12 protein-coding genes are annotated in these 13,632 nt (G+C 60.4%); 6 read left to right on the top strand and 6 right to left on the bottom strand.

Annotation, left to right across the window (positions count from 1 at the left end):
* Positions 1 to 26: 26 nt before the first annotated feature.
* From ACDC66_RS07985 to ACDC66_RS07995, 3 genes are all read right to left on the bottom strand, one after another.
* Positions 27 to 1,700 carry a hypothetical protein gene (locus tag ACDC66_RS07985; protein ID WP_376696176.1) on the bottom strand — a complete coding sequence of 558 codons (1,674 nt, stop codon included), beginning with the start codon at positions 1,698 to 1,700 and terminating at the stop codon, positions 27 to 29.
* A gap of 525 nt (positions 1,701 to 2,225) precedes the next feature.
* Positions 2,226 to 2,753 (bottom strand): hypothetical protein, encoded by a 528-nt coding sequence (locus ACDC66_RS07990; protein WP_376696177.1) that lies wholly within the window; start codon positions 2,751 to 2,753, stop codon positions 2,226 to 2,228.
* 77 nt (positions 2,754 to 2,830) lie between these two features.
* Positions 2,831 to 3,511, bottom strand: a complete 681-nt coding sequence (locus ACDC66_RS07995; protein ID WP_376696178.1) for an OmpA family protein — start codon at positions 3,509 to 3,511, stop codon at positions 2,831 to 2,833.
* Positions 3,512 to 3,847: 336 nt separating this feature from the next.
* Between ACDC66_RS07995 and ACDC66_RS08000 the strand changes: the two genes are divergently transcribed.
* Both ACDC66_RS08000 and ACDC66_RS08005 read left to right on the top strand, forming a co-directional pair.
* Positions 3,848 to 4,186 carry a helix-turn-helix transcriptional regulator gene (locus tag ACDC66_RS08000; RefSeq protein ID WP_376696179.1) on the top strand — a complete coding sequence of 113 codons (339 nt, stop codon included), beginning with the start codon at positions 3,848 to 3,850 and terminating at the stop codon, positions 4,184 to 4,186.
* Positions 4,176 to 5,462, top strand: coding sequence for a type II toxin-antitoxin system HipA family toxin (locus ACDC66_RS08005; protein WP_376696180.1), 1,287 nt, complete (start codon positions 4,176 to 4,178; stop codon positions 5,460 to 5,462). Before ACDC66_RS08000 ends, ACDC66_RS08005 begins: the two co-directional genes overlap by 11 nt.
* 190 nt (positions 5,463 to 5,652) lie before the next feature.
* On the opposite strand, the gene fusA is transcribed toward ACDC66_RS08005, so the two are convergent.
* Complete coding sequence (fusA, locus tag ACDC66_RS08010; protein ID WP_376696181.1) at positions 5,653 to 7,743, bottom strand: elongation factor G; 2,091 nt, start codon at positions 7,741 to 7,743, stop codon at positions 5,653 to 5,655.
* Between the two features lie 408 nt (positions 7,744 to 8,151).
* Here fusA and ACDC66_RS08015 point away from each other — a divergent pair, with 408 nt between their 5' ends.
* The 3 genes from ACDC66_RS08015 (at position 8,152) to ACDC66_RS08025 (ending at position 10,777) form a co-directional block, all read left to right on the top strand.
* Positions 8,152 to 8,496 (top strand): hypothetical protein, encoded by a 345-nt coding sequence (locus ACDC66_RS08015; protein WP_376696182.1) that lies wholly within the window; start codon positions 8,152 to 8,154, stop codon positions 8,494 to 8,496.
* A 155-nt stretch (positions 8,497 to 8,651) separates the two neighbouring features.
* Complete coding sequence (locus ACDC66_RS08020) at positions 8,652 to 9,134, top strand: hypothetical protein (protein ID WP_376696183.1); 483 nt, start codon at positions 8,652 to 8,654, stop codon at positions 9,132 to 9,134.
* A gap of 11 nt (positions 9,135 to 9,145) precedes the next feature.
* Positions 9,146 to 10,777, top strand: coding sequence for an MBG domain-containing protein (locus ACDC66_RS08025; protein WP_376696184.1), 1,632 nt, complete (start codon positions 9,146 to 9,148; stop codon positions 10,775 to 10,777).
* 554 nt (positions 10,778 to 11,331) lie between these two features.
* On the opposite strand, the gene ACDC66_RS08030 is transcribed toward ACDC66_RS08025, so the two are convergent.
* Entirely contained in the window at positions 11,332 to 11,631 is a 300-nt protein-coding gene (locus ACDC66_RS08030) for a type II toxin-antitoxin system YhaV family toxin (RefSeq protein ID WP_376696185.1), read from the bottom strand.
* 148 nt (positions 11,632 to 11,779) lie between these two features.
* Between ACDC66_RS08030 and ACDC66_RS08035 the strand changes: the two genes are divergently transcribed.
* Complete coding sequence (locus tag ACDC66_RS08035) at positions 11,780 to 12,889, top strand: DUF2855 family protein (protein ID WP_376696186.1); 1,110 nt, start codon at positions 11,780 to 11,782, stop codon at positions 12,887 to 12,889.
* Positions 12,890 to 12,895: 6 nt separating this feature from the next.
* Here ACDC66_RS08035 and ACDC66_RS08040 read toward each other — a convergent pair whose 3' ends face one another.
* Positions 12,896 to 13,390, bottom strand: coding sequence for a hypothetical protein (locus ACDC66_RS08040; protein ID WP_376696371.1), 495 nt, complete (start codon positions 13,388 to 13,390; stop codon positions 12,896 to 12,898).
* Between the last annotated feature and the right edge of the window lie 242 nt (positions 13,391 to 13,632).

The following is a 13,632-nucleotide window of genomic DNA, read 5'->3' on the forward strand; positions in this document are numbered from 1 at the left end:
TGGACTCCTTTATGGTCGTCGGTGACTCAACGATTGATCTGGACCTCTGCTGTCGCCAGCGTCTCGGGTACAGGCGGGACGGTTGCATACATCTTCCGGAAGCGATCGATGCGCGCGTGATCACCGCCATGCAGTGCTGCAACGAAAGCCGGGCGCACCGACTGGTACAGCAATCGCGCCCGAATGGTCAGGGTTCCAGACCGCTCCGGCACATTGATCCGGTAGAGCACTAAGTCACGACCACTGCTGTCATTCGGGAAGTCTGGGCTGAAGTCCGCATCGTCGACCGCCTGCCCATACACGGCAGTGATGCCATCGTCGCCCACCCGACTTCGATCGAAACCGATCGGCGGGATGCGGTTGTCCTTGAGGTACTCGCTGCCGTAAAGCAGCGCATAATTGAGGCGACCGTTGATATCGGCCATGACTGATTCGTAGATGGCAACCTGCTCCGGCGAATCGATCACATGCCGATGGGGTTCATGGCAATCACGGTATTCATTCGCGGGAGCCTGTTTTCCGATTTCCAGGCAGTGTTCGCGGGTATGCTCGGCGTCCAGTGCGATGCGTCCCTGCGCGTCGACTGCACCCGATTCGAACAATACCTCGTCTTGTTCGTCACTGACCCTGACATGCAACCATATGCGCCGGGCCGGAAATCCGGTGGGCAGTTTGTGGCCAGTCCAGTTGGTAATCCGCACCGGAACGTCGATGGTGTTTCTTCCGGGTGCGACCTCCAGAATCTCCAGTTTTGCCGCCTTTGACATCAGGAATTGTCGAGATTCGGCGATCTTGGTGTCGAAACCTTCAATCGAGGTGCCGGTCAGCCCCAGAGCGTCGCGGAAATCGCGCAATACCGTCAGCATGTAGGTGTTGCCCCCGATCAGGGCATGATAGGCAAACGGTTCTCGTACGGGCCAGCCGCGCGGCGGGCGGCGCCCCATCCGTGTCGCGATCTTGGTGGCGTAGCCTGCTTCCGGCTCCCGCATGTGGCAGCTCTGGCAGTGCGTGTCCCCGCCGTTTGAGGGCGAGTAGACGCTGTTGAGCCATTCAAGAAACGGCGTCTGTTCCGGAAACTCGGTGCCCGCCGGCTGGTTGGAGTTGACGTCGACGACCGGGGTAAACAGCGTATGGCAGGCGGCACACAATGCCGATTCGCCGATATGCGGGCCGTGCACCGGCTGATAGGCTACCTGGTTCTGCATCGCCTGACCTCGCGGCTGCGGGTAGGGGCCAAAGATGTCACGCCGATCGGGGTAGATTGCGTAATTCCCCGAAAAGCTTTCCGGCTGTCCCAGGCTTTCAGGCTGGATCTGATGGCATACGGTGCAGCTCACCCCTTCGCGGGCATGCATGTCGTCCAGTGCCCGCTCGAAGCGATAGTAGCCGTCCCCGTCAAGCCCCTCGCCGGTGTGGTGAGCGTGCGTGCGCGCCATCGGGGTGTGACAGGTCAGGCACTTGTCTTCAATCAGTCCAGCCAGGTGTGGCAATAGGCTGGTTTCCGAGACCATGGCCGCCTGAAAATAGGGATCGGCAAAGGCATTGGCCATCATGGTATGCCGCCAGCCGGTGTAGGGGCTGACGTCCTTGCCCTGATGGTACATCACGTCCCGCACGTCCGGCGAGGCCTGATGGCAGACGGCGCACTCGCGCGCCGCGGCAAACGCCCCGATGAAGCCCCAGTCTGGATCGGTTGGCATTTCTTGAAACTGAAAATCCGGACACGAAGCGTCAACGCATTCGGCCTCGGGAGAACAACCCGAAAGCAACCACAGTGCAAGCAATGCCAGCGAGGACGCCGGCAAGGTCAGCCTGGGAGGCCAACTGAGAAAGTGATGCAGAGCGGGACGATTCATCGCTAAGCTCCGTAGGCTTCCATAGCAGGGTGGAGGAATGTTCCGCCATGAAAATATGCCTACTATTCTAGGTAATCACGCGCTGCGCACTGTGACGCCGGTCAATCCAAAACCGAACCAGGACATATATAAACGCCTCCGAAAACCAGGAGGACCGAAAACCAGGACGGCCCGAAAAGCAGGACACCCACGATTTTCCGGCCTGAATCGGCCTCGTAACGGCCGGGTGGACAGCATAATTTGCTGAAAATGGGGCCGAGGTGGCTGCGATTTGGCGTGTCGAGCGCTGCGGCGGCAGCCTGAGGCGAATTCGGTCATGGGCTAGTGTCTGGCTCATTCCGGTCAATGGGTGCCCGGTTTCTTTCGTCATCAGCGGTGCAGCCACCAGCAACCGCCGTTCATGACCAGATTGAAATTCGTGCGAATGGTATGGCCCGGGCGCTCGGGAACATACTGGTCCAGCCAGAGCCGGGTCGGGTGTTCCTCGCCATCGAGTTCGATCGACTCGACCTCGATGCCGGCCAGGCGCCGGCTGCTGATGACTTGCAGTTCGTCCATCAGTATGTCGGCACTGTTTGGCGTGTCTTCCATCCAGTGGTAGAGGCCGGAAAGCTTGTTGACGTCGCCTGAATCAAGCGCGGCACTGACCTGGTCGTGGAAAATATCGATCTTCCGTGAGCAGTCATAATGCGGCAAGGGCAGGTTGAGTACTGCTGGTCGGACAGGTTCTTCTGCCCGGTCCCGTGCCCCCAGCGCGCTGCAGGCGCGATCGGTGAAGATCTTAAGGTCGTCTTCGCCGATGCATCGATGAATGTCGGACTTGACGGAAGTTGACGCGGCGCCACCCGAGATCGGCAGCCAGGCCAGCAAAGCGACGGCCAGGACGGCCTTCCTCAAAAGTCCTTGAGCAAATTTCCGAGAGTCAGCAGGACGAATCCGGCCAGGACCATCCAGAGGGCATAGGACGCGATAACTCAACTTTGCATCGGCACCAGGGTGATCTCGACGCGGCGATTCTGCGCGCGACCACTTTCGGTTGCATTACTTGCAATGGGATATGTTTGTCCGGCGCCGACGACCAGGGTGCGATCGCGCAGCACGCCGCGGTTGCCGAGGTAGTTGTCGACTGCAGCGGCGCGGCGTTCGGAAAGACCTTGGTTGTATTCTGGCGAGCCGGTGCTATCGGTGTGGCCCGCAATCTCAATAACGGTCTGATTGTATTCGTTGAGTGTGTCCGACAACGTGTCGAGCACCGAGAGAAACCGTGGTTGCACCTCAGCCGAGTCAAAACCGAAAGTGATGGCACCCGGCATTGATAGCGTGATGTTGTCGCCCTCGCGCACCACATCCACGCCGGTGCCAGCCAGGCTGCGTCGCAACTCCGCCTCCTGACGATCCTGATAGACGCCTACGGCACCACCTGCGATTGCGCCCACGCCTGCTCCGATCATTGCGCGTTGGCGCCGCTCAGTGGCGTCATCACCACTGAGCAAGCCGGCAACCGCGCCAATGCCTGCTCCGATGAGGGCGCCAGTGCGGGTTCGGTTCGGGTCATCGGGATCGGTCGTTTGCCCGGTATAAGTAGCGCACCCGGCCAGGCCGAGGCCGGCGGCCAGCACGGCGGCGAGGAGGATCTTTCCAGAATAATTGTTCATGCGAGGCAGCCTGCTTTTTTGGAATAAGTTTGACGATACGCTAGGGCCCGGCTGCCCGTATGTGCGATGCCGAACCCATACCCGCTGGAGATGCCGGCATTAAAAACCAGCGCGAAAAAGCGAAGAAAAACTGGGACACCCACGATCTATTGGGCGGGAAACCAGGGCGCAAGCCCGCCCTTCACGCACCCTCTTTGTTATATAAACCGATCATTGGGTGATCTTATGATCTGTTTATGCAACGTCATATGTCCAATCACCTTGAGATCTGCTATTGTGAACTATAAATAGGGCGCAATGTCGTTTCGCGACCTGTTTATGGAGCAAAAATGACCAATGGCAAAGCCCGCGCACAGAAGCTATTCACGTTATGCCCGCGAAGCCGTAGAGCTTTTCGGGCTGATGATCCGTAACGCGCGCGTAGAGCGCGGCCTCACGGTCGCCGACGTCGCCGAGCGCGCCGATGTTTCACGCGGCCTCGTCCACCGGATCGAGAAAGGCGAAATGGGCTCATCGATCGGCGCGGCCTTCGAGTTGGCCGCCATCGTCGGGCTGCACCTGTTCGAGTCCGAGCCGACGACACTGACTCGGCACCTGTCGATGGAACGCGACAGGCTCACCCTGCTGCCGAGATCCGTCCGCACGGGAACGACAAAGGTGAAAGATGACTTCTGATCGCCCCGACACCAAGGCGCCGGAGGAAGCCTATGTCTGGATATGGCTACCCGGCGCGACAGAACCGGTCGTCGCCGGTCGCATCGCACGCGACGGTGAGCGGCTGATCTTCAACTACGGTCAGAGCTATCTGGACCGCCCCGAAGCGATACCGATCTTCGAGCCGGAACTGCCGCTACGCAGCGGCGCGATTGCGCCCGAGGCCGGGCTGAGCATGGCCGGATGCCTGCGCGACGCCGCGCCCGATGCGTGGGGCCGTCGCGTTATCCTGAACCGGGCCTTCGGACGCAAGGGCCAGGATGTCGATATCGCCGCGCTCGATGATCTGACCTATCTGTTGGCCTCCGGCTCCGACCGTATCGGCGCGCTGGACTTCCAGCGTTCCCCTTCCGAGTACGAGGCGCGCGCGGTCCAGAACGCGACGCTCGAAGAGCTGCTGAGCGCCGCGGAGAAAGTCGAGAAAGGCGTGCCGCTGACGCCCGATCTCGATCAGGCGCTGTTTCACGGAACGTCGCTCGGGGGCGCACGCCCGAAGGCGATGGTCCAGGACGACGATACGAAGATGATCGCCAAGTTCTCGTCCTCGACCGATACCTACAATGTGGTAAAGGCGGAATATGTCGCCATGCGCCTTGCCGCCAAGGCGGGGCTCAACGTCGCCCCTGTCTGCCTTGAACGGGTTGCCGGCAAGGACGTGCTGCTGGTCGAGCGCTTCGACCGCACGAAGACGAATGGCGACTGGACACGCAAGGCGATGGTTTCGGCGCTCACGCTGTTCGGCCTCGATGAAATGATGGCGCGTTACGCCAGCTATGAAGACTTCGCGGAAATCATCCGCCACCGCTTCACATCGCCGAGGGCGACGCTGCACGAGCTGTATGGACGGCTGGTGTTCAACATTCTGTGCGGCAACACTGATGATCACGCCCGCAACCATGCAGGCTTCTGGGATGGAAAACACCTGACCTTGACGCCCGCCTACGACATCTGCCCGCAAAGCCGTTCCGGGAACGTGGCCAGCCAGGCGATGCTTATTGCTGGGAATAATCGGACAAGCAAGCTTGCGACGTGCATTGAGGCGGCGCCGAACTTTCAGCTAGGCGAGCAAGCGGCAAAGGACATCATCACCCGGCAAATCGGCAGCATCCGCAACGGATGGGACGACATCTGCAAGGAAGCTGATCTAAACGAAGTCGAGCGCAACCTGTTCGGTGAGCGCATCTTCCTGAATGAGTTTGCCTTCGAAGGTGCGCCAGAGGGGCTGCAGCAGGCCTGACGACATCTGGAGAAAAACCAGGATCCCCACGATTTGCTCCGCTCAACTGTTGCCGTCTCCCACTCCTTGATTCCCTGCAAGTAGTCGTTCTTATGCAAACCGTAGGCGTGCCCGTCCTTGCCTGAGCGCAAAAAAAGCCCCGGCAGCTTTCGCCGCCGGGGCCCTGATCTCCAGCCTTTGAAGTTCGCGCTTAGCTGGCCTTGGCGGCCTGGCGCTCCTTCTCCGCTTCGATGACCTTCTCGGCAATCTGCTGCGGGCACGGCATGTAGTGGGAGAACTCCATGGAGAACTGACCACGGCCTGAGGTGATGGTGCGCAGGTGGCCGATGTAGCCGAACATCTCGCCCAGCGGCGCTTCGGCCTTGATGCGGATGCCGGTCGGGTTGGGTTCCTGTTCCTTGATCATGGCTCGGCGACGGTTGAGGTCGCCGATGACGTCACCCACGTTGTCTTCCGGCGTGAACACGTCGACCTTCATGAACGGTTCGATCAGCTGCGGACCGGCCTTGACCATGGACTGGCGGTATGCGCCCTTGGCGGCCAGTTCGAAGGCCACGGCCGAGGAGTCGACCGCGTGATAGGCACCGTCGAAGAGTTCGATTTCCACGTCGAGCACGGGGAAGCCGGCCAGCGGGCCTTCTTCCATCATGCCGGCGAAGCCCTTCTCGATGGCCGGGAAGAACTCCTTCGGCACGTTGCCGCCCACGACGCTGGACTCGAACTTGAAGCCCGTGCCCGGTTCGCCGGGCTTGATGCGGTAGTCGATCTTGCCGAACTGACCGGAGCCACCCGACTGCTTCTTGTGGGTGTAGCTGTCTTCCACCGGCTGGGTGATCGTTTCGCGGTAGGCCACCTGGGGCTCGCCCACTTCCAGCTCCACGCCGTAGGTGCGCTTGAGGATGTCCACCTTGATATCGAGGTGAAGTTCGCCCATGCCCTTGAGGATGGTCTCGCCGGAATCCTGGTCGGTCTCGACGCGGAAGGACGGGTCCTCGGCAATCATCTTGCCGATGGCCACGCCCATCTTTTCGCTGCCGGCCTTGTCCTTCGGCGCCACCGCGATCGAGATCACGGGATCCGGAAAGACCATGGCTTCCAGGGTGCAGGGCGCGTCCTTCGCGCACAGGGTGTGGCCGGTCTGCACGTTCTTCAGGCCGACACAGGCGAAGATGTCACCGGCATGGGCGTAGTCGATCTCGTTGCGGTCATTGGCGTGCATTTCCACCATGCGGCCCACGCGTTCGGTCTTGCCGGTCGCCGAGTTCAGGATGGTGTCGCCCTTGTTGATCTTGCCGGAGTAGACGCGTACGAAGGTCAGGGCACCGAATCGGTCGTCCATGATCTTGAATGCCAGCGCACGGAACGGCTCGTCCAGGGAAACCAGCGCATGCTCGCCGGTGGGATTGCCTTCTTCGTCGGTCAGGTCCTGCGGCTCGACTTCGTCGGGGCTCGGCAGGTAATCGACGATCGCATCCAGAACCAGCTGAACGCCCTTGTTCTTGAACGCCGAACCGCAGTAGGTCGGGAAGAAATTCAGCTTGCGGGTTCCTTCGCGGATGCAGCGCTTGATGTCTTCGATGGAGGGCTCTTCGCCGTCCATGTAGGCCATCATCAGGTCGTCGTCCAACTCGACCGCGCTCTCGACGAGCTCCTGTCGGTAGGCCTCGACGTCGTCGGCCATCTCGGCGGGGACGTCGGTGATCTCGTAGTTCTCGGGCAGGCCGGTATCGTCCCAGATGTAGGCCTTGCGGGTGAGCAGGTCGACCACGCCCTTGAATTCACTCTCCGTGCCGATCGGCAGCACCATCACCAGCGGGTTGGCGGCCAGCACGTCCTTGACCTGCTTGATGACCCGGTAGAAGTCGGCGCCGAGGCGGTCGAGCTTGTTGACGAAGATGATGCGGGACACGCCCGAGTCGTTGGCGTAGCGCCAGTTGGTTTCGGACTGGGGCTCGACCCCGCCGGAACCGCAGAACACGCCCACACCACCATCAAGCACCTTCAGGGAGCGGTACACCTCAACGGTGAAGTCCACGTGTCCGGGCGTGTCGATGATGTTCAGGCGGTGGTCCTTCCAGAAACAGGTGGTCGCAGCGGACTGGATGGTGATGCCGCGTTCCTGCTCCTGATCCATGAAATCGGTGGTGGCAGCGCCGTCGTGAACCTCGCCCATCTTGTGGGTCTTGCCGGTCAGCTTCAGGATGCGCTCGGTCGTGGTGGTCTTGCCCGCGTCAACGTGCGCGAAAATGCCGATATTTCGGTAGTGGGATAGTTCGCTCATGATTTAATACTTGCCAGTGGGTGGATTTCTTGAAAAGCTGCCGTGCGCCGGATGGCCTGTCCCGTATCGCTTGACTGAAGGCGATATGGGGGGCTTGTCGCCCCGCTAGAACCAGAAAACGCAAAAATCGACGCTCACCGCCGGGTGGCGCCGTAGGGGGAGAAACTTTTCGCACGCGCTTTATACACGAAGCTGGATCAAAAACCAACCAATTTCTGCCCTTTTGGGGTTTTTTTGCCCGCTGGCGCCCGGCTCACCCCAATCAACGGGCAGTTCAGGTCCGGGGGGGGGGAACCGGGACACCCACGAATGGCCCGGCGTATCGAGCCTCAGAGACGCCTTTCATACTCGCATGACGGCATTCCGCACTCGTTTCCTGCGCGGTGCGCGCAAAACGCAACTGCTCCATTGCCCAAGTTGCCGGTCCAGATTGGTCGCTTTGAGCATGAGGACTCCGGCGGAACCGATCGCGCGGAAGTCGCGACACTCGTTTTCATGGATGCGACCGCAAAGCGACGCGTGGCGCACGCATTGACTGACGAAATGGAAGAGGCCGGGCTTTTCGTCGCTAATCAATTGGCTGCAAGAGCGGGCCATGCGCGTCCTGTTGAAGCCCAGCAATTGCCAGCCAATCCGAAGACATCCGCGTCAGGTTGTAGGAGAACGCCTAAAGAGGAAGGGTGTGCTGGATTCCTGATTCCGCCCGAGGAAATTCAGTTCAATTGCATTCAAAAAACGCCGCTGATAAGCTGACAGTTCGCAGGGATTCAATCAAAGTAGGGGGCGCTATGCGATTCCTAACGGTTTTACTGTTGCTGGCGGCTACCTCCCATGCCAGTGCATCTTCGACTATTACCTATCAGGGCCAGCTTCTGGGCAGCAATGGTCCGGTTGACGATACAGTGGCAATGACTTTCACTCTGTTCGATGCGGAGACGGGGGGCAGCCAGGTTGGTTCAACCATCGATCTGTCGGAGGTCAACGTCGCCAACGGATTGTTTCAGGTTGGCCTGGATTTTGGCTTTCAGCCCTATTCCAGCGGACTCTGGCTGGCCATAGAGGTCGAGGGCCAGCCGCTGGTTCCTCGTCAACCCATCACGGGCGTACCATTCGCAATCGATATGCCGCCGGACCCGCCGGAGCCTCCGGACCCACAGGATTGCCAGGATTACTGCCAGGCCATGATGTTTGGCTGCTCTGGCGAGTATGCCAGCGAGGAGCAATGCCTCGACACCTGCTCTGGCTTTTCCGGTGAAGGCACAGTTGGCGACTTGAGCGGTGATACGTTGCAGTGCCGAGCAACATGGTTGCAGCGCGGAGTTAATGGTGAAGTCACGACGTTTGAGGCTTGCACCAATGCAGCGGCTGATAGCCCGGAGTGCGTTGATTGACAACCAGCCCAATGAGCCAGACACGGGTCGGAGATGTCGCATTGAAGCAATGTTCTAGAATCCCCAGGCTTGTTGCCAGCCTGCTACTGGTTGCCGCAAGCATTGCTAATGCAGGCAGCTGCAGTGATGACTATTGCATTAACTGGTACAGCATCGGCTCAGGCGGCGTGATGCTGTCCGAGTCAGCTGATCAGCAGTGGATGCTTTCGGGCACCATTGGACAGTGGGATGCCAGTGAGGCTCTCGAGCTCACTGGTGGTAGCTGGCGGCTGACTGGCGGGTTCTGGGGTATGAGCGCACACGTCACGGCCCAAGTCATCCTGAGCGACCTCGTCCAGACATACACGGGCGATCCGCTTGACGTCACCGTCACCACCGATCCGGAAGGACTGTCCTACGAGGTCACCTATGGGGGTTTGAGTGACGCGCCGACCGAAGCCGGCAGTTATGCGGTAGTGGTAACCATCACCTCGCCGTACCATGGAGGCTCGGCGAGCGAGACGTTCACGATTGAACCGGCGGCGGCCACACTTGCGCTGTCGAACCTGGATCAGGCCTGGGACGGTGGTCCCAATCCGGTGACGGTGACGCCGGATCCGGCGGAAGTGAGTTACAGCGTAACCTACGACGGCGCCAGCGAAGCGCCGACTGAGGTAGGCGAGTACGATGTGGTTGCCACGATCACAGACGACAACTACACCGGCGAGGATGCGACCGGCACACTGGTCGTCAGCAAAGCGAGTTCGGAGGCGAGCATCGAGAGTATCAGCCCGGCCGGCAGTCAGACGGTGGGCGAGAGCTACACGGTGACCGTTTTAGTGACCGGCAACAGTCCTACCGGCACGGTGGATGTGAGCGACGGCGAAGGTGCTTCCTGCCAGATCACGCTGCCGGGTGACAGCTGCCAGCTGACCTCGACCGGCGTTGGTGCGCGAACCATAACGGCTGATTACTCAGGGAATGACAACCACGGTCCCAGCACAGATCAGGTCAGCTATGACATCACGCCGGCCGAATCCGGTCTGGTGATTGATTCGGTGGATCCTGCTGACTCGCAAGTAGCCGGGCTGCCCTACGTGGTCGAGATTTCCACCGAAGGTTTCGGCCCCAGCGGCACGGTCACCGTAGACGACGGCCATGGTGAAAGCTGCGCGATCGTGCTGCCGGAGACCGCCTGCGAACTCACCTCGACCGAGGTGGGCGAGACGACGCTGACGGCCCAATACCCGGGGGACGATAACAACCATGCGGATCAAGCGCAGATCGCTTACGAGATCGAGCCCTCGGGTCCAGTGAAGCTATCGTTCAGCACCGAGCCGGTGGCCGCGGTGGTCGATGCACCGATCAGTCCGGCCGTGGTGGTGCATGTGCTCGACAGCACCGGCGGGCTGGTCGAGGATGACGATGAAACCATCGTGACCCTCGAGTTGGAGACCAATCCACATGCCGCCACGCTTTTGGGCGTGCTGTCGGTTCATGTCAACGGCGGAATCGCGGTATTTGATGACCTGGCGATCGACACCATCGGTGACGGATATCGAATGCGTGCCGCCGACGCGCAGAACGAGCTCGATGCGAGCGTCACCGACACTTTCGAGGTGTTAGGGGATCAAATCCACCACGACCGCTTCGAGGGTGAATAAAAGAACCGAAAAACCAAGACACCCATGATTTTGCCGGCTAAGTCAGCCTTGCCTCGGTCTGATTGACTCGCAGGAATCTGATTTCAGCATGCGCTCCACTCGGCGCGGCCCGGCACCGCTCGTGCTGTGACGGTCCAATGGCGTAAAACCAGGTGGGCTTTGCCGTTCGATTGGCCACGCCAGGGAAATCGGGTGAAATTCGGCCTGCAGCCGGGGTCAAGCGTGAGCGTGGTGCGGCTAAGGCTACCGCTTGAAGTCAGGAAATGGGGCGCCTATAGTGCCTATAAGCCACATGCGCAGAACATTAATCGGCCGCGGACAGGCGCGCCACGCGGAAGGCTGCCGCGAGACACTGACAGGTTTGCCCGACAACGCGGCAGCCCGGACCGCATCAGTCTTGCCGTGCCGGAAGGCTACTCGCTCAGCACCGAAGTTGACGACGACTGACTGACCCAGCGTTTCGCAAAGCAGTCCGCAAGGCCCCGGTGACACACCGGGGCCGTTTCCTCACGAGAGCTAAAACCAGGATACCCACGAGTTTTCTAGTGCCTTGGCTATATCGGTGCTCGATCGTCGGGCACCGCTTGCGCGGCTTTCAGCAGGCTGTTCCAGTCATCCGGCGGGTTGCCGCCGTGGAGCATCTTGCGGAAAACGCGGTAGGCGTCATCGGCGCTTTCATATGCGCGCAGCGTATTGTCGTCGTTGACCCAGGTATAGACGATGATTCTGCTCGCAGAGTGGAAGCGGAAGAAGAGCCGGTACTGCTGAAAGAATTTCGCCAGAAACCAATGCTTATAGTCCTTGCCCAGCGTTTTCCCTTGACGATATTCAGGCCGTGCCGGGTTGGCGGGCAAAAATCAGGACACCCACCATCCTTAACCGCAGACGCGAAACCAGCGCCACAGCTGGGCCCTTGAAACTGTTTAACCGGAAAAGGCTCGTGTCTTGTTCCGAGCGACCCATCCGTTACGATGGTTTTTACACTCGAGCGGAGCCGTAACCATGAATGACAAGCAGGCCGTGACCCGGCTTCTGATGAATCGCGATCGGTTTTCGGACATGAAGACCGATTCGCCCGGCCAGCGGCCCGACGTGCGGGAAGGCGAGGTGGTCCTGGCGCTGGACCGGTTCGCGCTGACCGTCAACAACATCACCTACGCGGCCTTCGGCGATGCGCTGCACTACTGGGATTTCTTTCCCGCCGGCGTCGAGGGCTGGGGTCTGCTGCCGGTCTGGGGCTATGCAGACGTGGTCGATTCCGGCGTCGAGGGCATCGACATCGGCCAGCGCTATTACGGCTATTACCCCGCTGCCACACATCTGTCAGTGCAGCCGGGCAAGTCCGGGTCGGAAAGCTTCCGCGACGAGGCGCCGCACCGGCGCGAACTGCCGGCGGTCTACAACTGGTATCAGCGCACCGACGACAACCGGCTCCACAACGACGCCACCGAACCGCTTAACGCGATTTTCCGGCCGCTCTTCGTTACCGCCTACGGGCTTGCCGACTTTCTCGCTCAAAACGATTTCTTCGGCGCCGAACGCGTCGTGCTCTCCAGCGCATCGAGCCGGACCGGCTACGCGGTCGCATTTTGCATCGGCCAGCTCAAGCCGACCGAAACGATCGGTTTGACGTCGGCCAAGCACCGCGAGTTCGTCGACGGGCTGGGTCTTTATGCCCGTTCGCTGGCCTACGAAGATCTCGAAGATCTGGAAGCCGACAAGTCGACCCTGTACGTGGACGTCGCCGGCAATGCCGACGTGCAAATGCGTATCCATCGGCATCTGGGCGACGAGCTGGTCCACGACGCCGCGCTGGGCGCCGCCCATCGCCAGGATCCGCCCCAGGCACCCGACGATCTGCCCGGCCCGGCACCGAAATTCTTCTTCGCCCCGGACTGGGTGGCGCAGCGCCAGGCCGACTGGGGCACGGCCGGCTTCGAGCAGCGAATCGGTCAGGCGACCGCCGGATTCTTCGAGTATGTGCTTGGCAAGCAGCTGATCGACATCCGCCAGCAGCAGGGCCTGGACGCGGCGTGCGACATCATCGGCGAAATGCTCGACGGCAAAACCGACCCGGCGGTCGGCCACGTCGTGCGGCTGCGCGGAAGCTGACCGTTCTTAAAAGTTGTAACCCAGCCCGACCGTGAAGGCCCAGGATCCATCATCCTGAAACGCATCGTCAGCGTCGTTGGCGCTGCTGAAGAAGAACTGGTACTCAACGCGAGCCAGCAAATAGGTCTTCGTCTGTACGTAGTGCTTTACACCTGTCTCCAGGCCGGCGAAGGCGCTGTCCTTGACCCCATCGCCATAGATTCCGCCGAGACTCGCGCCAACGAACGGCCGCGTGCGATCGGTGAGAAACTGGTAATTGAAGTATCCGCGAGTTGAGCCGTTCCAGAAGTCGTCCTTGAAGCTCGCGCCTTCGATGCTGGCGTAGTTGATGCTCTGGCGGACGCCAGTAACCATATGATCGCTCAGATACCAGCCCAGATCGCCGGTCATGCCGAAGCTGCCGCTATCGAAGTCTCGATCGCTGCTGCCGGTTCCCGAGATGGAGAGCTCCTTGTCGCCATGACTTGGGCCGAACTCCGCGGTTTGGGCGGTTGCTGCCATGGACAGCACACCGAAAAGGCAAGTGGTAACTAGCGCCGTGTTGAATTTGATCATGAGAAGTTCCTTGCTTGATAGAGGATAAGGTCAGGAGGCGTGCCACGACCTGTGGCGCGAATCGTATTACGACGAACGCCACTTCAACCTGGCAGCGCAAACGCACAGCGTGATGATCGGTGGTTCAACGCCTGGTCGTCTGTTCGTTGGCGCACCCGAGCACCGTTTCGACTCGGGCATCATCTCGG

It is taken from the genome of Wenzhouxiangella psychrophila, from assembly GCF_042310375.1.
Classification (GTDB): Bacteria; Pseudomonadota; Gammaproteobacteria; order Xanthomonadales; family Wenzhouxiangellaceae; genus Wenzhouxiangella.